Source organism: Hyphomonas sp., from assembly GCF_036964145.1.
Taxonomy (GTDB): Bacteria; Pseudomonadota; Alphaproteobacteria; order Caulobacterales; family Hyphomonadaceae; genus Hyphomonas.
Map to the genome: position 1 here is coordinate 594,301 of NZ_JBALUC010000002.1, position 26,538 is coordinate 620,838.

Annotated in this window: 24 protein-coding genes and 1 tRNA gene; 13 read left to right on the forward strand and 12 right to left on the reverse strand. The window is 61.1% G+C overall.

Going from position 1 to position 26,538, the window contains the following annotated elements; translation table 11 throughout:
• The first annotated feature begins 146 nt into the window (after positions 1–146).
• Entirely contained in the window at positions 147–794 is a 648-nt protein-coding gene (locus tag V7660_RS07805) for a response regulator transcription factor (protein WP_335602514.1), read from the forward strand.
• Here V7660_RS07805 and V7660_RS07810 read toward each other — a convergent pair.
• The 4 genes from V7660_RS07810 to V7660_RS07825 all read right to left on the reverse strand — a co-directional run bounded on the left by V7660_RS07810 (position 755) and on the right by V7660_RS07825 (position 6,762).
• On the reverse strand, positions 755–4,246 hold the full coding sequence (locus V7660_RS07810; protein WP_335602515.1) for a PAS domain-containing hybrid sensor histidine kinase/response regulator: 3,492 nt from the start codon (positions 4,244–4,246) through the stop codon (positions 755–757). The two genes, V7660_RS07805 and V7660_RS07810, sit on opposite strands and share 40 nt — an antisense overlap.
• Before the next feature lie 148 nt (positions 4,247–4,394).
• Positions 4,395–6,170, reverse strand: a complete 1,776-nt coding sequence (locus V7660_RS07815) for a sodium:solute symporter family protein (protein WP_335602516.1) — start codon at positions 6,168–6,170, stop codon at positions 4,395–4,397.
• A 4-nt stretch (positions 6,171–6,174) separates the two neighbouring features.
• Positions 6,175–6,441, reverse strand: coding sequence for a DUF4212 domain-containing protein (locus V7660_RS07820; protein WP_335602517.1), 267 nt, complete (start codon positions 6,439–6,441; stop codon positions 6,175–6,177).
• 108 nt (positions 6,442–6,549) lie between these two features.
• Positions 6,550–6,762, reverse strand: a complete 213-nt coding sequence (locus V7660_RS07825; protein WP_335602518.1) for a hypothetical protein — start codon at positions 6,760–6,762, stop codon at positions 6,550–6,552.
• Between the two features lie 224 nt (positions 6,763–6,986).
• On the opposite strand from V7660_RS07825, the gene V7660_RS07830 reads away from it, so the two are divergent.
• Together V7660_RS07830 and pth are read left to right on the forward strand one after the other, a co-directional pair.
• Positions 6,987–7,646, forward strand: coding sequence for a 50S ribosomal protein L25/general stress protein Ctc (locus tag V7660_RS07830; protein WP_335602519.1), 660 nt, complete (start codon positions 6,987–6,989; stop codon positions 7,644–7,646).
• An 86-nt stretch (positions 7,647–7,732) separates the two neighbouring features.
• Positions 7,733–8,335 (forward strand): aminoacyl-tRNA hydrolase, encoded by a 603-nt coding sequence (pth, locus tag V7660_RS07835; RefSeq protein WP_335602520.1) that lies wholly within the window; start codon positions 7,733–7,735, stop codon positions 8,333–8,335.
• 7 nt (positions 8,336–8,342) lie between these two features.
• Here the strand turns inward: pth and V7660_RS07840 are convergent, their stop codons facing one another.
• Entirely contained in the window at positions 8,343–9,266 is a 924-nt protein-coding gene (locus V7660_RS07840) for a Gfo/Idh/MocA family protein (RefSeq protein WP_335602521.1), read from the reverse strand.
• Between the two features lie 171 nt (positions 9,267–9,437).
• On the opposite strand from V7660_RS07840, the gene V7660_RS07845 reads away from it, so the two are divergent.
• From V7660_RS07845 to V7660_RS07855, 3 genes are all read left to right on the forward strand, one after another.
• Positions 9,438–10,460, forward strand: a complete 1,023-nt coding sequence (locus tag V7660_RS07845; RefSeq protein WP_335602522.1) for an NADP-dependent oxidoreductase — start codon at positions 9,438–9,440, stop codon at positions 10,458–10,460.
• Positions 10,461–10,462: 2 nt separating this feature from the next.
• Complete coding sequence (locus V7660_RS07850) at positions 10,463–11,374, forward strand: hypothetical protein (RefSeq protein ID WP_335602523.1); 912 nt, start codon at positions 10,463–10,465, stop codon at positions 11,372–11,374.
• Positions 11,375–11,474: 100 nt separating this feature from the next.
• Positions 11,475–11,741 (forward strand): HU family DNA-binding protein, encoded by a 267-nt coding sequence (locus tag V7660_RS07855; RefSeq protein ID WP_335602524.1) that lies wholly within the window; start codon positions 11,475–11,477, stop codon positions 11,739–11,741.
• 36 nt (positions 11,742–11,777) lie between these two features.
• On the opposite strand, the gene V7660_RS07860 is transcribed toward V7660_RS07855, so the two are convergent.
• Positions 11,778–13,196 (reverse strand): MATE family efflux transporter, encoded by a 1,419-nt coding sequence (locus V7660_RS07860; protein ID WP_335602525.1) that lies wholly within the window; start codon positions 13,194–13,196, stop codon positions 11,778–11,780.
• Between the two features lie 12 nt (positions 13,197–13,208).
• Entirely contained in the window at positions 13,209–14,585 is a 1,377-nt protein-coding gene (locus V7660_RS07865) for a class II 3-deoxy-7-phosphoheptulonate synthase (protein WP_335602526.1), read from the reverse strand.
• 153 nt (positions 14,586–14,738) lie between these two features.
• On the opposite strand from V7660_RS07865, the gene V7660_RS07870 reads away from it, so the two are divergent.
• Positions 14,739–16,037, forward strand: a complete 1,299-nt coding sequence (locus V7660_RS07870) for an AAA family ATPase (RefSeq protein WP_335602527.1) — start codon at positions 14,739–14,741, stop codon at positions 16,035–16,037.
• Positions 16,038–16,063: 26 nt separating this feature from the next.
• On the opposite strand, the gene gor is transcribed toward V7660_RS07870, so the two are convergent.
• The 3 genes from gor to glmU are packed head-to-tail and all read right to left on the reverse strand — an operon-like array spanning position 16,064 to position 19,616.
• Positions 16,064–17,464: a glutathione-disulfide reductase gene (gor, locus tag V7660_RS07875; RefSeq protein WP_335602528.1), complete on the reverse strand. Its 1,401-nt coding sequence runs from the start codon at positions 17,462–17,464 to the stop codon at positions 16,064–16,066.
• A 50-nt stretch (positions 17,465–17,514) separates the two neighbouring features.
• Complete coding sequence (gene rpiA, locus V7660_RS07880; RefSeq protein WP_335602529.1) at positions 17,515–18,216, reverse strand: ribose-5-phosphate isomerase RpiA; 702 nt, start codon at positions 18,214–18,216, stop codon at positions 17,515–17,517.
• Between the two features lie 5 nt (positions 18,217–18,221).
• Positions 18,222–19,616, reverse strand: coding sequence for a bifunctional UDP-N-acetylglucosamine diphosphorylase/glucosamine-1-phosphate N-acetyltransferase GlmU (gene glmU / locus V7660_RS07885; protein ID WP_335602530.1), 1,395 nt, complete (start codon positions 19,614–19,616; stop codon positions 18,222–18,224).
• A 61-nt stretch (positions 19,617–19,677) separates the two neighbouring features.
• On the opposite strand from glmU, the gene V7660_RS07890 reads away from it, so the two are divergent.
• A complete protein-coding gene (locus V7660_RS07890; RefSeq protein WP_335602531.1) occupies positions 19,678–20,358 on the forward strand; it encodes an HAD family hydrolase in 681 nt (226 codons plus the stop codon).
• On the opposite strand, the gene V7660_RS07895 is transcribed toward V7660_RS07890, so the two are convergent.
• Entirely contained in the window at positions 20,355–20,603 is a 249-nt protein-coding gene (locus V7660_RS07895; protein WP_335602532.1) for a hypothetical protein, read from the reverse strand. The genes V7660_RS07890 and V7660_RS07895 overlap by 4 nt on opposite strands.
• A gap of 477 nt (positions 20,604–21,080) precedes the next feature.
• Between V7660_RS07895 and V7660_RS07900 the strand changes: the two genes are divergently transcribed.
• From V7660_RS07900 to V7660_RS07920, 5 genes are all read left to right on the forward strand, one after another.
• Positions 21,081–21,155 (forward strand) — tRNA-Val (locus V7660_RS07900).
• Positions 21,156–21,248: 93 nt separating this feature from the next.
• On the forward strand, positions 21,249–21,986 hold the full coding sequence (locus tag V7660_RS07905) for a lysophospholipid acyltransferase family protein (RefSeq protein ID WP_335602533.1): 738 nt from the start codon (positions 21,249–21,251) through the stop codon (positions 21,984–21,986).
• Positions 21,983–23,245 (forward strand): 3-deoxy-D-manno-octulosonic acid transferase, encoded by a 1,263-nt coding sequence (locus V7660_RS07910; RefSeq protein ID WP_335602534.1) that lies wholly within the window; start codon positions 21,983–21,985, stop codon positions 23,243–23,245. Before V7660_RS07905 ends, V7660_RS07910 begins: the two co-directional genes overlap by 4 nt.
• A complete protein-coding gene (gene lpxK / locus V7660_RS07915) occupies positions 23,242–24,237 on the forward strand; it encodes a tetraacyldisaccharide 4'-kinase (protein ID WP_335602535.1) in 996 nt (331 codons plus the stop codon). Before V7660_RS07910 ends, lpxK begins: the two co-directional genes overlap by 4 nt.
• Complete coding sequence (locus V7660_RS07920) at positions 24,234–25,193, forward strand: lysophospholipid acyltransferase family protein (RefSeq protein ID WP_335602536.1); 960 nt, start codon at positions 24,234–24,236, stop codon at positions 25,191–25,193. The genes lpxK and V7660_RS07920 overlap by 4 nt, the downstream gene beginning before the upstream one ends.
• 6 nt (positions 25,194–25,199) lie before the next feature.
• On the opposite strand, the gene V7660_RS07925 is transcribed toward V7660_RS07920, so the two are convergent.
• On the reverse strand, positions 25,200–26,462 hold the full coding sequence (locus tag V7660_RS07925; protein WP_335602537.1) for a SulP family inorganic anion transporter: 1,263 nt from the start codon (positions 26,460–26,462) through the stop codon (positions 25,200–25,202).
• Between the last annotated feature and the right edge of the window lie 76 nt (positions 26,463–26,538).

Here is a 26,538-nt window from a genome sequence, read left to right on the forward strand (position 1 = left end):
TCTGACTGATGCTGCTGCTCCGCCATTAGCCATTGGTGCTAAGACAAAAGTCTAAGAGCCCCCGGAGACAATCCATGTTTTATGGGATACACTGCGTGGCTAACCGTAGAGACTGCTTAAGCAGCGGGGAAATGGGGAGGAACAAGATGCCGGACGCGCCCCGCGTCCTGATCGTGGACGATCATCCATTGTTCAGGGATGCGCTTGAAACTGCCTTGGAATGCGCCTTTCCTTCCGGCGCAGAGGCAACCCATGCAAGTAACCTGTCCGGCGCGTTGGACATTCTCAGGTCGAATCCGGTGGATTTGATCCTGCTCGACCTGAATCTCGGAGATTGCGCCGAGTTCGAGGGGCTCACCACCCTGCTCGCCGCAGAACCCGGCTGCCCCATCGTGGTCGTCTCGGCCACGGAAACGCCCAAGGCCTTTCAAATGGCGGGCGCCCTTGGGGCGGCCGGTTACTTGCCGAAAAGCATGTCCTTGGAAGATCTGTCCGCGGCGCTGGCAACCACGCTGGATGGCGGCACATGGTTCCCAAAGACCAATGGCACCCACCTGCCCGCCAGCCCGGCAGCCGAACGTATTGCCAGCCTCACCCCCGCCCAGCGGCGCGTACTCGCAGGCCTGTCGGCCGGTCTCCTGAACAAGCAGATCGCCCACGAAATGGACATTTCCGTTGCGACGGTGAAGGCGCACATGACGGCCATTTTCCGAAAGCTCGGCGCCAACAACCGGACCCAGGCCCTGCTGATTTATCAGGAAGACACTTCGGTCGGAAGCGCCTCGAACGCCTGACCGCGTCCGCGCGTCTTGCACATCATCAGAAACTGGCGAATGTCCACCGGATTGCTGGGCTTGCGCAGGACAGGGACGCTCGCCCCTCGTGCCTTGGAGAGGTCCGGTACATTGGTCGCCGCCGTCAGCAACAAGACATTGGCCGGGTCGCGCAATCGGGCACGATTTTGCTGGATCAGATCGAGACCACTGACCTCGTCTTCAAGATCAAGATCCGCAATCAGGGCATCGAAGCACTCATCCTTCAGACACCCCACGGCCTCAGCCACGGTACGGACGCTCGTCGCCCGGCACCCCCAGCTTTCAAGCAGGCGGGTCATGCTGTCGACAATCGCCGGCTCGTCATCGACAAAGAGAACGCTGATGCCCTTCAGGCTTGTATCGTCGCGCGTGAAGGCATTCACCGATTTGCCCCTGCGGACTGGCGGCGTTTCCGCCATAGGCACCGTCACCGAGAACACGCTCCCTTTTCCCGGCGTGGACCGGACGTCAATCTTGGCGTCCATCAGGCTGGCCAGACGCCGCACAATGGACAGGCCGAGACCGGCGCCGCGAATACCGACATTGTCGGAATCCTCATATTTGCGGAACTCCTCGAAAATCAGCTCCAATCGGTCAGCGGGAATACCGGGCCCGGTATCATACACTTCAATCCGGACCTTGCGGCCCCGCCGGCGCGCGCCGACCAGCACCCCGCCTGACTTGGTGTAGCGGCGGGCATTGGAAATGAAGTTCCGCACGATGCTCTTGAGGTAGTCCGGGTCGGCGAACACAGCCAGCTTCGTCGGCGCCACACGCAGCTCCAGTCCGGACCGGTCCGCCATGGGTTGTGACTCGTCAATCAGGTCTTCCAGCAACGGTCCCAGCGGCAATTTCACCGGCACTGCCTTGACCTGGCTGTGATCCAGCCTCGAAATGTCGAGCAAGCCCTTGAGCAACTCATCCGCAGACTGAATGGCCCGGTCAGCCCGTGTGGCCAGATCCGGAGCGGATCCATTCGCGATGATCGACCCCAGATATAGCCGCGCGGCATTCAGCGGCTGCAGCAGGTCGTGGCTGGCAGCGGCCAGGAAGCGCGTCTTGGACGCATTGGCACCCTCAGCCTCTTGCCGGGCGAGGTTCAGGTCATCCGCCATGGCTTCCAGCTTCCGCGTCCGCTCCTTCACGCGGCTTTCCAGCATTTCATTGGCCTCGACCAGCGCCTGTTCCCGCAACTTGTCTTCGGTAATGTCCGCGAAGGTCGTCACATAGCCGCCGCCGGGCATCGGGTTGCCGCTGATGCGCAAATACAAACCGTCAGGATTGCGCCGTTCATAGGTGTAGGCCCGACCGGACCGCATATGCGCCACCCGGCGCCTTGCCTGTTCAGCCGGATCGCCATCAATCCATCCGGTCCGGATATTGTGTTCGATCAGCTCCGCCACAGGCACACCGACCACGACCTTTGCAGGGGGATAGTTGAAGAGGTCCACATAGGCGGTATTCCACGCAACGAGCTTCTGGTCCGAATCCACCACGCTGATACCGTGCGGGATATTCTCCAGCATTGATTGCAACATGTGCCGCTCGAACCGCGCAGCCTGTGTCTTGTGGTCCAGCATGGACAGCACATCTGGCAGGGTAACGTCACTGCCGCCAATCGCGGACGACAGGACCACGCGGGCCGAGGACGAACCGAGGGCACCAGCCAGAAGCTTTTCCGTGCGCTGAACAAGCAGCCAATTGGCGGGCGCATCCCCTGAGGCGGCGATGCCGGTATCTTCCTCGAACTTCACGAAGGCATGATCCACCGCTTCGGGCGTCAGGAAGCGGGATGCCAACGTCTTCAACCCGTTTGGGGAGACCTTGAAGGCGTGTGTGTCGACCGCGCCCTCGGCAATCTCGATGACCTGGTCGCCGCCGACAAACACCGCCGCCTGTACCCGGTCGCGCAGACGCTCCCGCGCGCGTAGCGAAACGATCACAAACAGAAGGAGATTTGTGCCAAGGCTGAGCAGGACGCCATGAGTCAGACTGTCCTCGATCTTCAGCCCGAACATCGCATGCGGATCCAGCGCCGAGGGGACAATGGCCGTGATCGCGTCGTACCCGACAATGGCCGGCAGGAACAAGGTATAGGCCCAAAGCGCCATGCCGGAGATCAGCCCGGCCAGCACGCCCGACCGCCGGCCATGACCCCATGTGACCGCGCCGATCAGGCCCGGTGCGAACTGCGCCGCAGCCGCAAAGGAGAGCAGGCCGATCTGCGCCAGGGCCTCGCCTGTCCCCGCACGCCGGTAATAGGCATAGGCCAGCATCAACAGCACAATGATCACGATCCGCCGCGTCAGGACGATCCTTGCACCGGCATCACCGCTCAAACTGGCAAAACGCCCGGACCGCATGATGGCGGGCACGACGAGGTCATTGGTCACCATGGTGGACAGGGCCACGGTGGAAATAATCACCATGCCCGTCGCCGCCGAGAAGCCCCCCAGGAAGACCAGCGTTGCCAGCAAGCCGCTGCCGCGCTGGAGCGACAGGTCCAGCACGAACAGATCCGGCTGCGCGCCCGGACCGAGTATGGCCATGCCCGCAATCGTGATCGGAATGACGACCAGGCTCGTCAGCAACATGTAGACGGGAAACACCCATTTCGCCGTCTCGAGGTCCTTCTGCGTCTGGCGCTCGATCATTGCGACATGGAACTGCCTTGGCAGGCAGATGATGGCCGCCATGGCCAACAGGGTCATGGTGATGAAGCGCTCGGAGAAGCGAAACGTCTCGAAAGTGTGCGCTACAGGGGCATTCTCTGGCACGCTGCCATTCACCAACAGCTGGATGGACAATACGGCCACGGCGATCAGCGCCGCGAGTTTGAGTACCGCCTCCACCGCGAGCACACGCATCAGGCCAGAATTATGCCGCGTGGCATCCGACTGCCTTGTCCCAAACAGGATGGCGAAGATGGCGAGAGCAAATGCCGTCAGCAGGACGGTCTCATTGGCCGGCGTATTCGCCGCCCCGTCGGAGCCATAGGCCAGCGCCTGGAAACTCATGCCGACCGATTTCAGCTGCAGCGCGATATAGGGCAGGCTCCCTGCCACAGCCGCGAGAGTTGCGGCGGCCGCAATCGCCCGGCTCTTGCCGTAGCGCGCCGACAGGAAATCCGACAGGGACGAGATGCCTTCACGCTGGGTGACATCCCCGATCCGCTGCACGAGGCCCGGAAACAGGACGAACACAAGCGTGGGGCCCAGATAAATGGTCAGATAATCCCATCCGCTTTCCACCGCTGTGCCAACGGCGCCGAAGAATGTCCAGGATGTGCAATACACTGCCAGCGCGAGCGAATAGACCAGCGGATGCTGGGTGAATCCCGGCCGCATTGCCGTCTGGTCCCCGCGCCAGGCGATCAGGAACAGGCCAAGCATGTAGAGCGTGGTCGCTCCAAGGATCAGCCAGACAGGCATTTGCACCTCTCGATACGGTTCATGCCAGAGTTACACACGGCATCGAACCGGGAAATTGGCCTTACGTCTATAAGACAGCAGCCGTAAAAACGGAAAAAGGGTGGCCCCGGCAGGGGCCACCCGTCAGTTTGGAGTTCGCCGGGAGAGGCTATTCGGCAGGCACAGGTGCCATGCCTTCGTCCGCAATGCCGTGCGATCTCCGTGTGCCCGGCACGCGGATGTCTTCTACCAGGTCCTGGATGTCCTGCGGCGGCGGGGCGGTCACGAGGGCCACCACAATGCCAACAGCCAGCGACAGGAACATGAACAGGAAGCCGATGCCTTCCGGCGACACACCGAACCACCAGTCTGCAGGATCCGTGTTCACGAACTTGAAGTAGTAGATATAGCTGAACGTCGAGATGAGGCCGGTCAGCATGGACGCAATGGCCCCTTCCCGGTTCATCCGTTTCCAGAAGATGCCCAGCACGATCACCGGGAAGAGCGACGCTGCCGCCAGGCCAAAGGCGAAGGCAACCACCTGCGCCACAAAGCCAAGCTTTGCCGTGTTCATTCCCATGATCCCGGCAAGGACCACCGCGCCGGCGGCCGAGGCACGCGCAACCCGCAATTCGTCCTTGTCTGACATGTCCTTGAACAGGGTTCTCCGACAGAGATCGTGAGAGATCGATGACGAGATGACCATCAACAATCCGGCTGCCGTGGAGAGGGCCGCCGCAAGGCCGCCTGCAACCACGAGCCCGATAACCCAGGCCGGCAGGTTCGCGATCGACGGATTGGCCATCACGAAGATATCCCGGTCGAGCTTGGTGACTTCATTGTCGTCACCCGCACGATACTGGATCACGCCATCGCCATTCTTGTCCTCAATGCCCAGCAGACCGGTTTTTTCCCAATCCTTGAACCATTTCGGCGTCGGCTTCCCACCGGCTGCCACGATCGCCGCAGCCTCGGTCTCATAGTCGGCATCATCCGCGATATAGGTCGACTCATTCACCGTATCGATGAAGTTGAGCCGCGCGAAGGAGGCCACGGCTGGGGCCGTCGTGTAGAGCAAGGCGATGAACACCAGTGCCCACCCGGCAGAAACCCGGGCCGCACCCGCGCTCGACACCGTGAAGAAGCGGATGATCACGTGCGGCAAGCCTGCCGTGCCGAACATCAGCGCGCCGGTGATGGCAAATATGTCGAACGTGGTCTTGTTCGTCTGCGTATACTCCTGGAAGCCGAGATCGGTCACAACCGTGTTGAGCTTGCCAAGCATCGAGATGTCTTCCCCTCTCACATCCGAGATGAAGCCCAGTTGTGGGATCGGATTACCGGTAACGATCAGCGAAATGAAGACCGCCGGAACCGTATAGGCAAAAATCAGCACACAGTATTGCGCGACCTGAGTATAGGTAATGCCCTTCATGCCGCCCAGCACGGCATAGATGAAGACGATGCCCATGCCGACCATGATGCCGGTGTTGAACTCGACGCCGAGGAAGCCTGAAAAGGCCACGCCCACGCCTTTCATCTGTCCAGCAATATAGGTGAAGGACACGAACAGCGCACAGATCACCGCGATCAGGCGTGCCGTGGTCGAATAGTAACGGTCCCCCACAAAGTCCGGCACGGTAAACTTGCCGAATTCGCGCAGGAACGGCGCCAGCAACAGGGCCAGCAACACATACCCGCCGGTCCAGCCCATCAGGTAGACCGAGCCACCATAGCCCAGGAAGGCAATCAGGCCGGCCATTGAAAGGAACGAAGCTGCCGACATCCAGTCGGCCGCGGTCGCCATGCCATTCACCGTCGGGTGCACGTCATGGCCAGCAACATAGAAATCATCGGTGGATGAGGCCCGGGCCCACACGGCAATCGCGATGTAGGTCCCAAAGGTGCCAACCACCCAGAAATATGTCCAGAAATCCTGCCCCATTACCTCAGCCCTCCACGCCGTATTTCTTCTCCAGCCGGTTCATTGCCCGGCAGTAGTAGAAGATCAGTCCAACGAAGACGTAGATCGATCCGTTCTGGGCGAACCAGAACCCTAGCGGCGCGCCGCCGATCGACAGATTATCCAGAAGGTCCCGGAACAGGATGCCTGCCCCATATGAGACCGCAAACCAGATGACGAGCAGGGAAAGGGTCAATCGGATGACTTCTCGCCAATACCCCTTCCCATCAATTTTGTAGCCAGGTTCTGACACGTGTTTCCTCCCATGACATTTTTTGTCTTTGCGCAGTTCCGCAGCCTGCAGGCTGCCGGAAGCAGGAGGAATATGAAACCTGAACTTTGGTCTTAATGCCGGTTTTACCTAATCGGTCTCAGGGCCGGGAGCGGGCTGGGTCTTGCGCGCATGGCGCCATTCGGAGATGCCACCCATGATCAGCCAGCCCGACAGGACCAGTCCGCCCAGCAAATAGGCTTCGCGGAAGCCGAGCCCCGGCTCAAGGATCGCCACGGCCGCCCGGAACGCGAAAATAAGGCCCATCAGGATGCCGAGAGAGATCATGATGTGATGTTTCATGCTGCCGCAGACGCTTCCTTCTTGACCGGACACGACCATATGCGTCTCGCGCCGTGTGGCAAGGCAGGACTTTGGTCTAACGTCCCCTGCGGCAAAGCCTTGCCAGTACAGGCCGTATCGCATATATGCGCGCCTTCAGAAACGGCGGCGCAAGGCCGTGCGTGTCAGCTTCTTACCTCATCCCGAATGCGGAGAGGCGGAGTCGAGGGCGAAAGGAAACCCCAATGTCCAAATCCCAAATTACTTTCAATGTCGAACTGCGCGAGCGCGTCGGCAGCGGCGGATCCCGCGCAGCACGTCGCGAAGGCTTTGTGCCCGGCGTTCTTTATGGTGGCGGCGAAGATCCCGTTGCGATTACCCTGAAGCGCAACGAAGTGCTCAAGGCCATTGAAACCGGCCACTTCCTGTCATCCACCGCAACGCTCGTCCACAAGGGCACGAAACAGCTCGTGATCCCTCAGGCGATCCAGATGCACCCGGTCTCCGACCAGCCCATGCACGTCGACCTGTTCCGCGTCAGCCGCGACCAGAAGATCAAGGTGGAAGTCCAGGTCCACTTCATGGGCGAGGAAGTGTCTCCGGGCCTCAAGAAGGGCGGCACGCTCAACGTGGTGCGCCACACGGTCGAGCTGCTTGTTCCGGCCGGCAACATTCCGGAATCGCTGGAAGCAGACGTCTCCACGCTGGAAATCGGCGACAATGTGAAAATCTCCGACATCACCCTGCCGGGCGATGCCGAGCCGACCATCACCGACCGCGACTTCACCATCGCGACCATCGCTGGCCGTACGGCAACCGCCGATACCACGACGGAAGAAGGTGAAGAGGCTGAAGGCGAAGAAGCCGCAGCTGAAACCGACGCCGAAGCGGAGTCGGAAGACTGATCGGCAAATTCTGGTCTCGTGTGTCCAGCCTTTTGGGGCTGGGCACACAGCCAAACCCTGCTATTTCGGAAGAGGGAGGCCGCATCGTGCTCATTCTTTCCGGTCAGGGAAATCCAGGCGAAAAATATGCGAAGAACCGGCACAATGCCGGTTTTCTCGTTTTGGACGAGATTCACGCCGCGCATGGATTCCAGCCCTGGCGCTCGAAATTCGAAAGCGAGATTGCGGAGGGCTTTATCGGCCCGGACCGCATCAAGACGCTGCTCGTCAAGCCGCAGACCTTTTACAATGAGACCGGCCGCGCCCTCTCCAAGGTCGCCCAGTTCTACAAATTGTCTCCGGAAGACGTGGTTGTCCTGCATGACGAGATCGATCTCGCGCCCGGCCGCGTGCGCCTGAAACAGGGCGGCGGTCATTCCGGCAACAACGGCGTCCGCTCGATGATTGCTCATCTTGGCGAAAATGTGCGCCGGATCCGCATCGGTGTCGGCCACCCCGGCGACAAGTCGCGGGTCATGCCTTACGTGCTGTCCGATTTCTCAAAGGCCGACCATGACTGGTTCGATCCGCTGGTAAAGGCGATCTCAGACGCCCTGCCCTTCCTGGCCGAAGGCAATGACGAACGCTTCCAGACCGAAGTGATGCGCCTCGCGCCAGCGCCAAAGCACGATCCCAAACAGAAGCGCTAAGGACGCGCTAGCCGTCCAGCTTTGCCAGTGCGGCTGCTTCGGCGGCTTCCGCCATGGCAACAGCGCCGACCGTACCGTGCGCCGGCACCGGGCTACGTCCCAGCCCTAGGCACGCGGCATAGAACCCCTCATCCGCCGCGCCAAGCGGATCAGGCAGGTCTGCCGCGATCTCGACGCGGACCTCATAAGGCGTCGTGTTGACCAACTGCCGCGTCAGGAAGTCGATCGAGATCTCTCCCGACGGATAGACAACATGCATGGTGCGCTGACGGGCCTCTGCCGCGCGGCTGGCCATCAGGCGCGCCACGCCGCCACTCGCATAGGTGAACTGGGCGCTGGCTTCGTCGATATGGTCTGAATGCACCCGCTTGCCGCTCGCCATGACGCCGGTGAATTCATTCCCCATCATCATGGCGGCAAGGTCGAGATCGTGGATCATGAGATCCCAGATCACCGACACATCGCCTGCCCGATTATCTGGCGCCGGCGGTCCGGCGCGGACGGATTCGATCAACAGGGGGGGCTCTTCAATCGCCAGCACACCCATGGCACGCGCCACGAACCGCTCCTGATGTCCTACCTGCAGGATACGTCCGCGTGCAGCGGCTTCGTCGGCCAGATCCCGGGCGGCCTTGCCGGTCAGCGCCAATGGTTTCTCTACCAGCACATGGCAGTGGGCTTCAATGGCCTGCCGGGCCAGCTTCTCATGCCAGATGGCCGGAACCGCGATCACGATGGCATCGCACGCTTCGAGAAAGGCTTCGTAATTGTCAAACCCCTTGGCGCCAAACCGGCTGGCAATCGCGGTCGCCCGGTCCAGATCAATATCATAGACCCCGACGAGTTCGGTTCGGGCAGAGGCGGCAGCCTTTTGGGCGTGGTAATTGCCGAAAACTCCGGCGCCCGCGACGCCTACTCTCAGTGTGGTCATAACAGATTGGCCCTCTTCGGCCCCCTAAAGACACTGCATCGCCCGGCGCTGCAAGCCTTGGGCTCAGGCATGGCTGACACAGAGAATTACAGATTCTTTCGCGTGCCCTCTTCACAGGTCCGGGATGCCGGTCCACTTACGCCTCAACAAGAACAGAGGAAGGAAAACACCATGACAGCCCTCACATCCACCGAATGGTCCCTCGCCGAGCGCCCCGTCGGCATGCCCAAACTGTCGGATTTCCAGAAGAAAACTATCGACATCGCCCCGCCCGGCGCCGGTGAGATCCAGGTGAAGAATGAGTGGATGTCGGTAGATCCCTACATGCGCGGACGTATGTATGACCGCGAAAGCTATGTGCCGCCTTTCCAGATCGGCGAGACCATGCAGGGCGGCGCTGTCGGCCGCGTCACCGTCTCGAACCATCCCGACTACAAGCAGGGCGACCTGGTTTCCTCCATGGCGGGCTGGCGCACCGCGTGGGTTGCGCGGCCGGAAGTCGTGATGGCGCAGAAACTGCCGGATATCGGCCTGCCCGAAAGCGCCTTCCTCGGCGTCGCGGGCATGCCGGGCCTGACCGCTTACGCAGGCATTCTGCGCGTTGCCGAACTGAAGGAAGGCGACACGGTCTTCGTCTCCGGCGCAGCTGGCGCCGTCGGCTCCACGGTCGTCCAGATCGCCAAGATCAACAATTGCACCGTCATCGGCTCGGCTGGGGGCCCGGAAAAATGCGAGTTCGTGAAATCGCTCGGCGCAGACCATGTTATCGACTACAAGGCGGCGGGCGGCTTCGAAGGGCTCGTGAAGGCGCTGCGCAGCGCCGCCCCGAAAGGCATTGACGTCTATTTCGACAATGTCGGCGGCGATCACCTGACCGCCGCGATCGAGGTTGCTCGTCCAATGGCGCGTTTTGCCGAATGCGGCATGATTGCCCAGTACAATGAAACCGGCCAACCAACCGGCCCGCACAATATCATCCAGGTCGTCGGCAAGCAGCTGAAGATCCAGGGCTTCATCGTCTCGACGCATGCCGACATGCAGCCCGCCTTCTTCAAGGACATGGCGAAATGGATCTCGGCTGGTCAGATGAAGTTTGAAGAGACCGTCAAGGACGGTATCGACAAAGCGCCTGAAGCCTTCCTCGGCCTCTTCGAGGGCGCAAACACGGGCAAAATGCTGGTCAAACTGGGGTAGTTATGACGCGTCTGTTTGATGCCTATATCATGGTGGACTGGAGTGCCGCGTCAAAACCTGTGACGGGGAAGAACTCCATCTGGATCGGGATCCTCGCAAGGGATGCCCGGCTCAAGCTGCAATACCAGTCCGTCAATATCGAAACACGTCTCAAGGCGCGATCCTTTCTGGAAGGCATCATCGCCAAGCTGACAGGGCGCGGCGACCGCGTCCTGATCGGCTTTGACTTCTCGCTGGGCTATCCGGCCGGGACCGCCGAGGCTCTCGGCCTCGACACGTCCGACAAAGCGCCCTGGCAGGCGATGCATGCCCACCTCGCCTCCAAGATGAAGGATAAGGCAGACAATTCCAATCCGCGCTTCGCCATCGCGGCCGGGATGAACTATGCCATCTCCAAGGGGCCGTTCCCGTTCTGGGGAGCTCCGGCGCGGGATGTCGTCTCCACACTGTCCGACAAGAAACCGGATTTCGACGGCCAGGCCCTGCCGGAATACCGCATCGTGGAATCCCAGATGCGGACCTCCAAACGCGGCCAGCCGAAATCGGTCTGGCAGCTCGCCTATACCGGCAGCGTGGGCAGCCAGTCCCTGACCGGCATCCCGCACGTTCACGCCCTTCGTCAGGCCCTGCCGGCCTCGCGCGTCTGGCCCTTCGAGTTCGAGGAGGGCGATATGACCGAGGAGTCGCTCGACGGCGTGCAGGTCGTTTTCGCGGAAATCTACCCGTCTCTCATTCCCGCCAAGCCTGAAAAGGGCGAAACACCGGATGCCGCGCAGATCCGCCAGATTGCCCATTACTATTCGGAAATGGACGAAAAAGGCCGTCTGAACGGGCGAATTTCCACAAATAACTCTCTTGACGAGGGAAAAATATCGCAAATTCAGTCAGAAGAGGGCTGGATTCTCGGCGCATAGCCCGTCTTTATTGGGCTTTCGTCATATTCACGCCTTACGAATCGTGGGTATGTCGCTGCAACGGCGGGGGATCGCCGTTTAACATTAGAGGAGAACCCCTATGAATAAGGGCGAACTTACAAAAGCTGTCGCATCTGATTCCGGACTGTCGCAAAGCGACGCCGGCAAGGCTGTAGACGCTGTTTTCGACGCAATTGCTGGCGCCGTGAAAGACCGTCAGCAAGTGGCGATCGCAGGCTTCGGCACATTCTCGGCTAAAACCCGGAATGCGCGCACGGGCCGCAACCCAGCCACCGGCGAAGAAATCAAGATCCCGGAAAAGACATCGGCTGCTTTCAAGCCGGCTTCGGCTCTGAAAGACCTCTAGGGTTCCTCAGGGCCTTCGGGCCCTGACACAAGGAATTCAAACGGCGCGTCGGCTCGGCTGGCGCGCCGTTTTCCATTCCAGCAGCAGGGTCTGCAGGATCCCGGCCGTGAACACGCCGACAAACACGCCTTCCATCATGCCCTGCGCGCCCCGGCCTTCGACAATGCCGAGCCAGTAACAGGATGGCAGCATGACGAGGAAGAACGAGCCGATATGGATCAGGCTCGGCGACCAGACGATCTCCTGCGCCCTGAGCGCGAATGAGGCGGTTGCCTGCAGCCCGTCAAAAACCGTTACAAACGATACCATCACGAGCAGGGCAGCGATGCCCGATGCGAGATGAACACCGTTGATCATGGCATCATCCTTCACGAGGAAGCCGGCCAACGAGTTGTTGAAAACGATCAGAACCACACCAAGCGCCACCCCCATCACAAGTGTGGCTGCCACGCCAAGGCGTCCTGCGTCCCGCATCTCTGTCAGGTTTCGTCGGCCATAGGCCTCCGCCACACGGACGCTGGTGGCGGTCGCGATGCCCAGATAGAACATGAAGCAAAGCCCCATTATCTGGATTGCATAGCCATAGACCGAATTGGCAGCGAGGCTGATCCATGTCGCGATCACATAGGTCAGGTTAAAACCACCCCACTCGGCAACATTGCTGATAGCGGTGCCCGTGCCGACCGACAGCTGTCTTTTGGCCTCGTTTTCGGGACTGGCTGGAGACTTTCTGAATGCGGGAGTCAGTAAGATCACGGCAACGAGCAACAGGATCGTGATCAACAGGCGAGAGCCTGTAGTCGCCCACGCCACACCTGCGGCACCCATGGGTTCGAACCCCCAAAATCCGCCGACTAATGCGAGGTCAATGATCACATTGATGAACACACCGAGATACATCACACCCGATACGAGCAAGGGCCGACGCAGTGCTTCGAGATAGTAGCCACAAACCGTGGAGATCATGAAGCCTACCATCCCATAGGACAGGATACGGGTTACGCCCGCGACAGATTCAGCAACTGTATGAGGGTCGACCGATACCGCAACCTCGGTCGGAGGAGCAATATCTACAAAGAGCCATGTGAACAGCGCGCTGGCCGAAAAGTAGACGACCGCCATCAATAGGGTACCAAGCCAGACACTGGTCCACAGGCCGCGCCGGAAGATGCGGCCGGTTTCCTTCTCTCGCCCAATACCAAGCAGTTCTGAGGTCAGCACCTGCACCCCCAACAGGATGCCAAGTCCCAACCCGAGCGATACGCCCATCGGCAGCCACGAGTTCAGAATATAAGGCAGCTCACCAGGCGCATATTGCCCCAGCACAACCGCATCCGTCACTGCCATCAGCATTTGCGACATGCGCGTAAAGGCTATCGGTACCGATAGCCGCAACAGGTCTGCAATGTCAGCTGGCCGCACCCAGGCGGGCCAGCCCAGGCGATGCGTGCGCATGGAACTGTCTTTCTATCCCGCTTTGAGCGCGGCAGTGCCGGAGGCACCGACGGACTGCAGCTTCTCCGCGATCATGAAGGCCAGTTCAAGGGCTTGCTCGCCATTCAGGCGAGGATCGCAATGGGTGTGGTATCGCGATGACAGGTCGCCTTCCGAAATCGCCTGGGCGCCGCCGATACATTCGGTCACGTCCTGGCCGGTCATCTCGAAATGCACGCCGCCCGGATAGCAGCCTTCTGACGACAGCACGTCTACGAACTGGCGCACTTCCGACAGGATGCGGTCCACAGGGCGCGTCTTGAAGCCGCTATCGGTCTTCAGCGTGTTGCCATGCATCGGGTCACACGACCAGACAACCGTCCGTCCGCTCTTCTTCACGGCGCGTGCCAGAGGCGGCAGGCCCTTGGCCACCCCCTCCGATCCGAAGCGGGAAATCAGCGTGATCCGGCCCGGCTCGTCATTCGGGTTCAGCGTCTCGATCAGGCGGAGCAATTCTTCGGTCTCCAGACCCGGTCCGCACTTGATGCCGATCGGGTTACGAATGCCCTTGCAGAAATTGACGTGGGCATGATCGATCTGGCGCGTGCGGTGGCCAATCCACAGCATGTGGGCCGACGTGTCGTACCATTCGCCAGACGTGGAATCGATCCGCGTCATGGCCTCTTCATAGCCCAGCAGCAGCGCTTCATGGCTGGTGTAGAACTCGACCTGAGACATTTGCGGCACGCTGTCCGGCGTCACGCCACAGGCTTTCATGAAGTCGAGCGACTTCGAAATCTGGTCCGCCAGCTTTTCGTAACGCTCGCCCTGTGGGCTACGGTCCACAAAGCCCAGCATCCAGCGGTGCACATTGGACAAATTGGCATAGCCGCCCTGGCTGAAGGCACGCAGCAGGTTCAGCGTCGCCGCCGACTGCGAATAGGCCTGTGTCAGACGCTCGGGGTCCGGCACGCGGCTCTCTGGCGTGAAGTCCATGCCATTGATGTTATCGCCGCGATAGGAAGGCAGCGTGACGCCATCAATCGTCTCGATGGGGGACGAGCGCGGCTTGCCGAACTGGCCGGCAATCCGGCCGACCTTCACCACAGGCTTCGACGCGGCAAAGGTCAGGACGACGGCCATCTGCAGGATCACGCGGAACGTGTCGCGGATATTGTCCGGATGGAACTCCTTGAAGCTCTCGGCGCAATCACCGCCCTGGAGAAGGAATGCCTCTCCGGCCGCCACTTCGCCAAGTCGCTGCTTCAACCGGCGCGCCTCGCCTGCAAAGACCAGCGGCGGAAAGCTTTTCAGCTTTTCCTCGACTGCAGCAAGCGCGGCAGAATCCGGATAGTCTTCCGGAATATGCTTCGCTGGCAGTTGACGCCAATCTGAGGGGGTCCAGGTCATCTCGGTTACTCCAATTAAGAGCCGCATTAATCACATGGCAGGCACATGCTCAAGTTTCACTATAATTTCACAGCAGATTAGCCGAGGAATCATGATTTGGCCTTTTAGGGATTGCATAGGCCTGTTGTCTTCCGGAGAATCTCAAACCTAGTCATGTCCCACGTCTATATCAGCCATTCCGCCAAGGATTTCGATGCGCTGCTGGCGTTGCACGAAGCGCTTCGCGCGGCGGCCATTCCGGACTGGTATGTTCCGAATGACGGGGCTTCCCGCGACATGGCGAACCAGTCGATTGACGACGCCTTTGCAATGATCGTGCTTGTCTCTGCCTCCTCGGTCCGGTCAAAGGCCGTGCGCCAGGATGTCGAACGCGCCAAGACCCGCGGCCTGAAGCTGATCCCGTACCAGATCGACAAAGCGCGCCTGAACGGCTTCTTCAAGCATGAAGTCCTGCCGCATCTGCGCCTGTCGTCGACCACGCCGGACGGCCTGCAACAGCTCGTCAACGAAACCCGTCAGGCCTACAAGCGCAAATGCCCGGTCCTGGCCGTGATGAATTTGAAGGGCGGCGTCGGCAAGACGACCGTCTCCAGCCAGGTCTTCGGCGCATGGCAGGGCGCGCTCGGCGGGCGCATCCTGCTGGTTGATCTCGACCCGCAATACAATCTGACCCAGACCTTCTTCGAGATGGACGTGGCAGACGCCAGCGCAGCGGCCGACAAATCGGTCATTTCGCTGTTCGAGAAATCGCGCATCCATGCGCGGGATGCGACCAGCCCCGGCGAGTCCTGGCTCACCCTGTCGACTGATCCCTTCGCGCCCGTTCCGAAAGAAAAGCTGGTTCATGACCTGATGGGCGATGGCAGCCCCGGCGGACGGCTCGATCTGATTTCCGGCCAATTCGAGATTTCGAAATATGCTTTCGCGACAGATGCTGTCTCGCTCGCGCGCATCAAGGAGCACTTCCTGCAATCGATCGAACGCTATCGCAGCGACTATGATCTGATCGTGTTTGACACCAATCCGAACGCCACCTTCCTGACACGCTGCGTGCTTGAGGCTGCTGATCGCGTGCTCGCGCCCATGCATGCCGACATCTACTCCCTGCGTGGCGTCCGCCTGTTGAACCAGGTCATCCGTGAACAGATTGCGCCAGAGCATCGTCCTGATTTGTCAGTCATGTTCAATGCGGTTGGCCGGTCAGAGCAATCCACGTTCGAGGCCGACGCCCGCAATGGCGCTTACAATTCCAAGGCTGGCTTCGACTTGGCCGCGTCCCTGTTGCGGGCAGCCCTGCCCCGGTCGGGCCACCTACAGGTAAAGGCTCCGCGTGAGGGCGAACCGGCATGGAAGCAACTCACCATCCATTCCGGCCGCGGCGGCGGGCTGAAACCCATTCGGGAAAGCCTGAAAACCGTCGCGCTGGAATTGAAGATGCTCTTCGAAGCCTGAGGGCGACGCGGGGGAGCGCGCGCGACCTAAGCGCTCTGGACGTCCGGCACCCATTTCTGGCGCATCGTCACCAATTCCTCGGCCGAGGAAGGATGCAGCGCGCAGGTACGGTCGAAGTCCGGCTTTGTCGCGCCCATTTTCACGGCGATCCCTGCGATCTGGATCATCTCGGCCGCATCGTCGCCAACGATGTGAACGCCCAGGACCTTTTCGTCTGATGCACGCACGACCAGCTTCATCAGGGTGCGCGTCTGATCGCCGTTCAGCGCATTCTTCATCGGCTTGAACTTGGACTTGTAGATGTCGATCTCGCCGAATGCCTTGCGGGCCTCGGCTTCGGTCATGCCCACAGTGCCGACTTCCGGTTGGGTGAAGACCGCCGTTGGAATGTCGCTATGGTCGAAATGCCAGGGTTTGTCGTAGAATTCGGTCTCGGCAAAGGCATGGCCCTCGCGGATCGCCACCGGGGTCAGCGCGACACGGTCGGTCACATCGCCCACGGCCCAGATCGTGTCGACATTGGTCTTCGACCATTCATCGACCGGAATGGCGCCTTTTTCGTTCACCGTGATCCCGGCATTCTCGCAGCCAAGGCCTTCCGTATTCGGACGGCGCCCGACGCCCATCATGATGACGTCGCAATCGAGGCTGTGGCCATTGCTCAAGGTCAGGTGCAGGGGCATGTCTGCCCCCTCGCGTTTCTCGATCTTGTCAAAGACAGCCCCGGTAATCACCTGTACGCCGGCCTCTTTCAGCCCCTCATGCACTTCGGTGCGCACATCTTCGTCAAAGCCGCGCAGTACTTCCTCGCCGCGATAGACGAGGCAGGTCGGCACCCCGAGACCGGCAAATACGTGGGCGAACTCAACGGCGATATAACCGCCCCCCGCGATGATCAGATGCTTCGGCAATGCTTCCAGCTCGAAGATCTCGTCGGACGTGATCGTGTGTTCGACTCCCGGCAATTCTTCTGGCGACGGCCGCCACGGACGCCCGCCGACCGCGACGAGAATCTTCTTCGCGGTCACCGTCTTGTCACTGTTCTTCAGGCGCAGCGTGTTCTTGTCGACAAATTCGGCGCGGTCTTCGAAAATCTCGACACCGGAATTGTTCAGATTGCGGAAATATATACCGGACAGGCGGTCGACTTCAGCATGCATGGCGGACGCGAAGACGGAATGGTCATACGAGACTTCGCCCGTGGACCAGCCATAGCCGGCGGCCTTCTGGATGTCCTTGCCGTACTTGCTGGCATAGACCATGAACTTCTTCGGCACGCAGCCGCGGATTACGCAGGTGCCACCCATGCGATACTCTTCCGCCAGGCCGACCTTGGCCCCCGACAGCGCCGCAAGACGCGCCGCACGAACACCGCCCGACCCTCCGCCGATTACGAAAAGGTCGAAGTCATGGGTCGCATCTGTCATGGAAGGGTCCTTGAATCTTTACAGGTTTCGCCCCTCCATATGAGGGCCGATCAGAAGAATTCAAACACTGTGGCGCCATTCTCATTGCCAATGATCACCGTGCGCGCGAGACCGATGAACAGACCATGCTCCACAACCCCCGGCACATTGGACAGACGCGCCGCCAGCGCCTCGGCGTCCGGGATGCGTTCACAATGGCAGTCGAGGATATGATTGCCGCCATCGGTGACGACCAGTTCGCCATTCGACAATGACCGCAGCCCCACGCGCGGACGGTCAATGCCGGACGCCGTCAGCACGTCATAGACCAGCTTCGCCGTGATCGTGTAGCCGAACGGGGTCACCTCCACCGGCAGCGGGAACTTGCCCAGCCGCGCCACCTGTTTGGACGGATCGGCGATCACCACCATGTGATCGCTGGCATTGGCGATGATCTTCTCGCGCAGCAGCGCCGCGCCACCGCCCTTGATCAGCTGGCCCTGCGGATCGACCTCGTCAGCGCCATCGACGGTCAGGTGAATACGCTCGACCTGTTCGAACGGGATCAGCGGCACACCGAGGCTGTTGGCCAGCCGGCGGGTCTGCTCGCTCGTCTCGATACAACGGACGACCAGGCCATCCGCCACTTCCTCGGCCAGCATCTGCACGAAATATTTCGCTGTGGAGCCAGTGCCGAGCCCAATCGTCATGCCGTCTTCGACGAACTCCATTGCCGCCATCGCGGCATTCTCTTTCTCGTGTTCGTTCGCCATCCGCCTCAGCCTTTTTGCTTGTCTGCCTTTTCCGACGCCTTGCGGCTCCGGAATTCAATTGCCCAATCCTTGATTTCGGTCTGACGGGCGCGCCCCAGCGCCAGCGCATCTGCTGCCACATCGTCGGTAATGACGCTGCCGGAACCGATGACAGATCCGCGTCCAATCCTGACCGGCGCGACCAGCGCGCTGTTGGAGCCAATGAAGGCGCCATCCTCGATGCGGACCTGGTATTTCAGGAAGCCGTCATAATTGCAGAAGATGGTGCCCGCCCCAATGTTAACATCCGCGCCGATCTGGCCATCGCCCAGATAGGAAAGATGGCTCGCTTTCGCGCCCTCGCCCATCTGCGTGTTTTTCACCTCGACGAAATTGCCGACAAAGGCGTTCTTTTCCATAACAGTGCCCGGTCGCAGGCGCGCATAGGGCCCGACCGAACAGCCCGGTCCGACCCTGGCGCCTTCCAGATGGCTGAAAGCCCTGACCACAGCGCCGGTCTGCACGCTCACGCCCGGCCCGAACACGACATTAGGTTCGATGGTCACATCTGCTTCCAGCATGGTGTCGTACGAGAACCAGACCGCCTCCGGCGCGATCAGCGAGACGCCGTCGGCCATGGCCTGCACCCGGCGCCGGCTCTGGAAAATGGCCTCTGCCTCGGCGAGGTCAGCCTTGGAATCGCATCCGATCAGATCATCTTCGGCGCAGCGCACGGCCTTGCAGGTCATGTCTTCGGCGCGCGCCAGCGCGACAAGATCGGTCAGATAGTATTCGCCCTTGGCATTGTCGTTCGTCACCTTCTGCAACAGGCTGAACATGGTGGCCGTATCGCCCGCCATGACGCCGGAATTGCAGAGTGTCACATCAAGTTGTTCCGGTGTCGCCTCGCGCGCCTCAACGATCGCTTCGAGGTCGCCATGACCGGACGTGATGAGCCGGCCATAAAGACCGGGCTCTGCCGCATCAAAGCCCAGCACCCCGATCGCGGCGCCGTCGCTGAGGCTGTCGAACAGGCTCTCGATGGCTGAGTCCGGCACAAGCGGACTATCCCCATACAGGACAACGAGATCCCCCTCGAAGCCGGACAGTGCGTCTTCGGCGCAGCGGACAGCATGGCCTGTGCCCATCGGCGGGTCCTGATAGGCAAGGGAGTCGCTGCCGAGCGAGGCTCCGACATGATCGATCAGGACCTGCTGCGAGGGGTGCCCGATGACCACGATCCGGTCACAGCCGACGTCTCGCGCCAGTTCAATCGACCAGTCCACCATCGGCCGTCCGGCGACCTTGTGCATCACCTTGGGCAGATCGGACTTCATCCGCGTGCCCTTGCCTGCTGCAAGAATGACCGCTGCGCGTTGTCTGGCCGGTTTTTCCACAGGTTCTGCCCTCTCGCTTTCCATAGTCCTTTCGCCTAGACCAAAGGCCGATTCAAGGCGAGACCGAAAAGGAAATACGGCCAGTATGTCAAAACCCTTCGACGGATGGACGATTGTCTTCGATCTCGACGGCACGCTCGTAAATACGGCGCCGGATTTGCTGGAAGCCCTGAACCATGTGCTGACCCAGGCTGATTTCGCGCCCGTCACGCTGGATACAATCGAAACCATGATCGGACAGGGCGCCCGCGCCATGATCGTGCAGGGCCTGCTGGCGCATGGTGTGACGCCCTCAGATTCCGACCTCGATGCGTTTCTCGAACAATTCCTGGACTATTACGCCGCCAATATTGCGGACCATTCCCATGCGTTCGAGGGCGCGGTCGAAGCGTTGACGGGCTTGGCAGACCGCGGCGCGATTCTGGCCGTATGCACCAACAAGAAACAATCCCTGACCGACCAATTGCTGGCCGAACTCGGCCTCGCCAATCATTTCGCAGCGATTGTGGGGGCGGACAGCGTCCCCAGCCGCAAGCCGGACGGGGACCATATCCTGCGCACGATCCAGGCGGCAGGCGGCTCAGCAGAGCGCGCGCTCATGGTCGGAGACTCCCGCACAGACGAAAGGGCAGCCCGGAATGCCGGGCTGCCCTTCATTTTCGTCCCGTTCGGGTACGAGGAGGAATCTTCAGAACAGCTCAAGCCCGACATCGTGCTGGAGCACTATTCCGGTTTGATTGCTGTTCTGGAGAATTGGATCAGCTAGGCCGAAACTTCACGCTGTTCGCGTGGCCGGTAGCTGGGACGGGCAGAGCCCGTTTCGTTTGCAATACGGCGGCGCGGCATGCCGTTCACCATATTGCTGCGCACATCAGTGCGGGCAGAGCGCATTGCGGGAACAAAGCCAGCATCGATCAGATCGACATCAACTTCATAGCCACGCTCGGCCCAATAGGCACTAATTTTCTCACGCAGGCGCTTAGCGCCTTCTTCGTCACACCAGTCTTTCATGTTTTCTCTCTCTTCAGGCTGTACTGTTATTGGGGCCTTTTGCCCCCGCCTGTCCTTCTTATGTGTTTACACGCAGCCCGTTGGCCGGACCGTCCTTGTGTGACCGGAACATGACCATCTTTTGTGTTTTTCTCAAGGCTAATTTCGAATGAAACTAGTGTAAGGTTCTGAGATGAACATCTGTTCATCCTGAACATCTGTTCATGTTTGTGTTACCGCAAACAAAAATGACGTGATAGTTAGAAAAAATCTAAAGAACCCCCAAATCCTTGTAACCAGATCGAGGTACACGAATCCGAAAAGGTGAAAATGGGGCAAAATCTTCCCTTCAAGGATGCATGCGCAAACGATTGTATCTCATACAAGCCATCTTGTTTTGCATATCTAAAACCCCGAATATTTCGAGAATCAGCGCCAGAAGACATCCGGACTTGACCTCGACTCGTGCCCGGATTACGGCATTTGCTTCGCTGAATTGGGTGATTAGCTCAGTGGTAGAGCACTGCCTTCACACGGCAGGGGTCAGTGGTTCGAACCCACTATCGCCCACCATTCGGCCTCAGGTTTCTGTCGAAACCTGTCATTCACACCTCTCACGCATCTAATTCATGGTCGGCGTGCCGAAGCGCAGTATAAGGCGGTGCGATGAAATCCCTGTTCCGTTCCAAGCCAATGACCATCCTGCTCGGCGTCCTGATCTGGGGCTGGATGTCGCTGATTGCCCGCTCCGTTCGATGGAAAGTCGAAGGCGAAGGTCCCGCGCGCGCTGCCTGGGCGAGCCATAAGGGCATCGTCATCGCCGCCTGGCATTCCCGCATCATGGTCCTGCCCAGCGGCTGGCATCGCAACATGAAACATTGGCCGGGCGAGATCCGTAACGGGGCGATGCTCGTCTCGCTGTCCCCCGATGGCGAGGCCGTCACCCGCGCCATCGCCCATCTCGGCCTGCATCCCATCCGGGGGTCTGCCGGCAACAAGAAGAAGGCCAAGAAGGACAAGGGCGGCATTCGTGCCATCGCCGAGGCCGTGAAACTCCTGAAATCCGGCACCGCCGTCTGTATCACGCCCGATGGGCCGCGCGGACCGGCAGAGATCGTCAGCCCCGGCGCCATCATGATCGCCCAGCGCGCTGGCGTCCCCCTCCTGCCCTATGCCCTGTCGGTGAAGCCGGCCACGCGCCTGTCAACCTGGGACCGGCTGATTATCCCATATCCCTTCGCCCGGGGCGCCATTGTCTATGGCGAGCCCCTCCTCGTGCCGCGCGACAGCGACCCTCAGGAGATTCAGGCGGAGTTGCAAAAACGTCTTAATGAGGCGACACAGAGAGCCGACATGCTCGCGGGCTACGCTCACGAGACGAAACCGGGGTCAGAGACCAGATGACAGCTGCGATCCACCTCTACCGGACCCTGACTCAGGCCGCATCGCCCTTCCTGGGCGGCGTGATGAAGCGCCGTGCCCGCGCGGGCAAGGAAGACTATGGCCGCATCAATGAGCGGCTCGCCCGCAACATGCCCCGCCGCATGCCGGGCGGTACACTGGTCTGGCTGCATGGTGCCAGCGTTGGCGAAACGCAGCTCCTGCTCGAACTCGGCCAGCGCCTGCTCGAAAAGCGCCCGGACCTCCTCCTCCTCTTCACCAGCCAGACCCAGACCTCGGCCCGCCTGCTTGGCCCCGCCCTGCCGGACCGCGCCATTCATCTCATGGCCCCGCTCGACACGCCGGCCATTGCCCGCCGCTTCATCCGGCACTGGCAGCCGGACCTCTGCATCTTCGGCGAAGGTGAATTCTGGCCGAACCTGATCCTGGAAGCCGAAAAGGCCGGCGCGAAGCGCGCGCTGGTGAATGGCCGCATGACGGATTCCTCTGCCGAAGGCTGGCAGAAGCTCAGCGGCGCCTTCCAGCGCCTTGTCGGCCAGTTCGATGTGGTCCTCGCCGCCGATACCGATACCGCCCGCCGTCTGGAAACCCTGCTCGGCCAGCCCGTCCAGTCGACCGGCAACATGAAATCGGCCCTGCCACCACCTTCGGCCAGCGAGGTCGAAACCCGCCGCCTGCGCGAGAATTTCCTCGGCACAAGGCGCTGCGTGCTGGCGGCTTCCACCCATGACGGCGAAGAGGCTGTCTTCCTCGACGCCCTGAAAGGCGATGAGGACACGGCGCTGATCATCGCCCCGCGTCATCCGGATCGCGGCGACGCCATCGAAAGCCTGCTGAAATCCCGCGGCCTGCCGCTCGCCCGCCGGTCACGCGGCGAAACGCCGACCCCGCGCACACGCGTCCTGCTCGCGGACACGATGGGCGAAATGGGCCTCTGGTACCGCCTGGCAGATTCGGTCTTCCTCGGCGGCGGCCATGCCGAAGGCGTCGGCGGACACAATCCGCTGGAACCTGTCCGGCTGGGCCGCCCGGTCGTGACCGGCCCGGAGGTCTTCAACTTCGCCACCATCATGGACGATCTGGAGCAGCGCGGCCTGATCCGGCGCCTGAAAACGCCCAAGGCCATCGGCAAGGCGCTCCTGACCATGGACCCGCCCGCCCCGGAAGCCCTTGCGGAACTGAATGAGGCGGCCGACGCTCCCATGACGGTAACGCTCGAAGCGCTGCTGCCGCTGCTTCCCGAACCGGGCCTGTTGCAATGAAGGCCCCGCACTTCTGGTCGGCAGGGCTCGACCCGAAATCCCGGGAAGCTGCTCCCCTGACCCGCGCCCTGCTCACGCCCCTCGCCGCTCTCTATACATGGGGCATCCGTCGCAAGCTGGCCAAGGCCATTCCGGCGCGCGCCTCCATCCCCGTCATCTGTGTGGGGAACCTGACGACAGGCGGCGTCGGCAAGACACCCATCGTCCAGGCGATCCGCCAACATATAGAGATGAAGGGCCTTCACGCCTCCAGCCTGTCGCGTGGCTATGGCGGCTCCGAGATCAGTCCGCAGAAAATCTACCCGACCTGGCACACGGCGGAGATGTGCGGCGATGAACCCCTCCTCCTGTCCCAGACCGGCGAGAGCTGGATCGGCAAGGACCGGTTCGCGGGCATCCAGATGATGGCGTTCTATGGCACCAAGGTCGCAATCATGGATGATGGGCACCAGAATCCCGGCGTGGAGAAAGACCTCTCTCTTATAGTGGTCGATGCCGCCGCGCCCTTCGGCAATGGCCATGTCCTGCCCAAAGGCCCCTTGCGGGAACCGGTCTCCGATGGCCTCGCCCGCGCCGAGGCGGTGATCCTGATGGGAGAGGGCAATGTCCCGCCACAGGTGCAACAAAGCGGCCTGCCCGTCTTGCGCGCCCGCATCGTTCCGTCGGAAGCGCCGCCTACCGGCCCCCTCGTCGCCTTTGCTGGCATCGGGCGCCCGCAGAAATTCTTCGACAGTCTGAAGGCGGAAGGCGGCGACCTGCGCGAAGCCGTCGGCTATCCGGACCATCATGACTATTCCCAGAAGGAACTCGCCTTCCTTCACAAGCTGGCCAAGACCCACGACGCCCAACTGATCACGACCAGCAAGGATTATGTCCGCATCCATCCCGATGACCGGCGTGGCATCCTGCAATTCTCTGTCCGGGCGGAGTTTGAAGACATCCGCCAGCTTGACGCCCTGCTCAACCCGATCCTCTATCCAGACGCCGCATGACCCAGCCTGCCCCGAAATACGTCCGCCCCAAGGACATCGACAATCGCGCGACCTTCTGGCAGCGCGTGCAATGGCGGCTGGAAACGATTGCCTGGGATCTGGTCTATTGGGGCCCAATGAAACTGCTCGGCCCGGAGCGCGCCTCCAATTTTGGTGGCTGGCTGATGAAGAAGATCGGCCCTCGCCTGTCGCAGCACAAGACGACCAAACGCAATCTCCGCCTTGCCTTCCCGGACTGGTCTGATGCCAAGATCGAGGAAACGGCGCTTGCCGCGTGGGAGAATGCAGGCCGCGTGGCCGGAGAGCTGCCGCACCTGCCCTCCATTGATCCGTACACGTCAGGACGGGTGGAGATCATCGGCCTCGACATTCTTGACCAACTGAAGGCCAGCGACAAGGGCGCCGTCTTTATCTCCGGTCATTTCGCCAATTGGGAAATCATGCCGGCGACGATCACCCAGCGCCTGACGGATGCGGTGATGACGTATCGCGCGCTGAACAATCCCCATATCGACCGCCGCATCTCCGACCTCCGCGCCGCCTATGGCACGCAGATCAATGCGCCGAAAGGCGTCGGCACACGCGAGCTGATGCGCGCCCTCTCCAAGGGCCAGACCATCGCGCTGATGAATGACCAGAAATTCAATGAGGGCATTGCCGTGCCCTTCTTCGGGCATGAGGCCATGACCGCGCCGGGCCCGACGCGCCTCGCCATGAAATATGGTGTGCCCATCGTGCCCGTCTCGACCGTGCGTACCGGCCCGGCCCGGTTCCGGATTACCTTCCACGAGCCCTTCGTGCCGGAAACGACTGGGGACGAGACCGCCGACATTCGCCAGAGCGTCCAGCGCATCACCGATTTCATCGAGGAACAGATCCGCGCCAATCCAGGCCAATGGTTCTGGCAGCATCGCCGCTGGCCCAAGCAGGCCTGGAAGGCCGCAGGCATCACCTGATCCCGCCTAACGTTTCGGCTCGTCCCAGTCGGCAGGCCCCACATGGCGGCGCCGCAACCGGATCGCGAGCCCAAGCGACACGCCCACCCCGATCGCAATCGTCAGATCCGCAACCACGGTCAGCACCAGCGTGATCCCCAACAGCGCGATGTTTGCTTTCTCTTCCGACAGATAGCCACGCCATTTGTGTGGCTCACTCATGTTCCACGCTGTCAGCATCAACAGGCCCGCCAGCGCCGGCATCGCCAGATAGCCAGCGAGCGGCGCCGCAAACAGGACGGCGATCAGAATGGTCAGCGCATGGACAATGCCCGCAACCGGCGTCTTGCCACCGGCCCGCACATTGGTCGCCGTGCGCGCGATTGCGCCTGTTGCGGGCAAGCCGCCAAACAGCGCCGAGCCGATATTTGCCGCGCCCTGCGCCAGCACTTCGGCATTGCGCCGGTATCTCCCGCCCGTCATCCGGTCCGCCACCATCGCCGAGAGCAGCGATTCCACACCCGCCAGGAAGGCAATCACGAAGGCCGAGGGCAGCAATTCGGTAATGCGGTCCACGCTGAGCACCGGCAATTTCGGCATCGGCAACTGGCTCGGCAATGCGCCAAACCGGCTACCAATCGTGTCGACCGGCAAGTGAAAGACGGCCACCGCCGCAGAAGTCAGGCCGACCGCGAGGATCAGGCCTGGAAATTTCGGGGCGATGCGGCGCAGCCCGATAATCAGCGCCATGGTCGCCGCGCCGATGCCCAGCGATGCCCAGTTCAGCGTGCCCCGCGCCGCCCAGAGCGTTTCCAGCTTGCTGATGAATTCTGCGGGCAGGTCGGGTGTCGTGAGGCCGAACAGATCCTTCAACTGGCTGGCCGCGATGATGATCGCAATGCCGATAGTAAAGCCGTTCACCACGGCTTCCGGCACGAAACTGATCAAATTCCCGGCGCGCATCAGCCCCGCCAGGATCAGGATGATACCCGCCATGAAGGTCGCCAGCACGAGCCCGTCATAGCCATGCACCGCGATCACGCCGAACACGACCACTATGAACGCCCCGGTCGGTCCGCCAATCTGGACGCGGCTGCCGCCTAGCGCGGAGATCAGGAACCCGGCCACAATCGCCGTAACCAGACCCGTGGCCGGATCGGCCCCGGACGCAATGGCAATCGCCAGGCTGAGCGGGATAGCCACCAATGCCACCGTCACCCCGGCGAAGAGGTCCGCCAGGAACAGCTGCCCGGTATAGGTCTGGATCGTTGTCAGTATCTTCGGTTTCATGCGCGCCCGGCCATGTCATCCCGCTCCCACGGACCCTATGCCTACACCCGTGGCGTCGCTCGCCGAAAGAGTGAAA

Bases quoted from the DNA above. Each gene is read 5' to 3' on its own strand.
- V7660_RS07845 (WP_335602522.1), top strand. From the start codon at position 9,438: ATGACAGCCCTCACATCCACCGAATGGTCCCTCGCCGAGCGCCCCGTC.
- V7660_RS07910 (WP_335602534.1), top strand. From the start codon at position 21,983: ATGACAGCTGCGATCCACCTCTACCGGACCCTGACTCAGGCCGCATCG.
- V7660_RS07830 (WP_335602519.1), top strand. From the start codon at position 6,987: ATGTCCAAATCCCAAATTACTTTCAATGTCGAACTGCGCGAGCGCGTC.
- lpxK (WP_335602535.1), top strand. From the start codon at position 23,242: ATGAAGGCCCCGCACTTCTGGTCGGCAGGGCTCGACCCGAAATCCCGG.
- V7660_RS07815 (WP_335602516.1), bottom strand. From the start codon at position 6,170: ATGGGGCAGGATTTCTGGACATATTTCTGGGTGGTTGGCACCTTTGGG.
- V7660_RS07855 (WP_335602524.1), top strand. From the start codon at position 11,475: ATGAATAAGGGCGAACTTACAAAAGCTGTCGCATCTGATTCCGGACTG.
- V7660_RS07840 (WP_335602521.1), bottom strand. From the start codon at position 9,266: ATGACCACACTGAGAGTAGGCGTCGCGGGCGCCGGAGTTTTCGGCAAT.
- V7660_RS07825 (WP_335602518.1), bottom strand. From the start codon at position 6,762: ATGAAACATCACATCATGATCTCTCTCGGCATCCTGATGGGCCTTATT.
- V7660_RS07865 (WP_335602526.1), bottom strand. From the start codon at position 14,585: ATGACCTGGACCCCCTCAGATTGGCGTCAACTGCCAGCGAAGCATATT.
- V7660_RS07810 (WP_335602515.1), bottom strand. From the start codon at position 4,246: ATGCCTGTCTGGCTGATCCTTGGAGCGACCACGCTCTACATGCTTGGC.
- V7660_RS07920 (WP_335602536.1), top strand. From the start codon at position 24,234: ATGACCCAGCCTGCCCCGAAATACGTCCGCCCCAAGGACATCGACAAT.
- V7660_RS07850 (WP_335602523.1), top strand. From the start codon at position 10,463: ATGACGCGTCTGTTTGATGCCTATATCATGGTGGACTGGAGTGCCGCG.
- V7660_RS07860 (WP_335602525.1), bottom strand. From the start codon at position 13,196: ATGCGCACGCATCGCCTGGGCTGGCCCGCCTGGGTGCGGCCAGCTGAC.
- rpiA (WP_335602529.1), bottom strand. From the start codon at position 18,216: ATGGCGAACGAACACGAGAAAGAGAATGCCGCGATGGCGGCAATGGAG.
- gor (WP_335602528.1), bottom strand. From the start codon at position 17,464: ATGACAGATGCGACCCATGACTTCGACCTTTTCGTAATCGGCGGAGGG.
- V7660_RS07890 (WP_335602531.1), top strand. From the start codon at position 19,678: ATGTCAAAACCCTTCGACGGATGGACGATTGTCTTCGATCTCGACGGC.
- V7660_RS07925 (WP_335602537.1), bottom strand. From the start codon at position 26,462: ATGAAACCGAAGATACTGACAACGATCCAGACCTATACCGGGCAGCTG.
- V7660_RS07870 (WP_335602527.1), top strand. From the start codon at position 14,739: ATGTCCCACGTCTATATCAGCCATTCCGCCAAGGATTTCGATGCGCTG.
- V7660_RS07805 (WP_335602514.1), top strand. From the start codon at position 147: ATGCCGGACGCGCCCCGCGTCCTGATCGTGGACGATCATCCATTGTTC.
- V7660_RS07895 (WP_335602532.1), bottom strand. From the start codon at position 20,603: ATGAAAGACTGGTGTGACGAAGAAGGCGCTAAGCGCCTGCGTGAGAAA.
- glmU (WP_335602530.1), bottom strand. From the start codon at position 19,616: ATGGAAAGCGAGAGGGCAGAACCTGTGGAAAAACCGGCCAGACAACGC.
- V7660_RS07905 (WP_335602533.1), top strand. From the start codon at position 21,249: ATGAAATCCCTGTTCCGTTCCAAGCCAATGACCATCCTGCTCGGCGTC.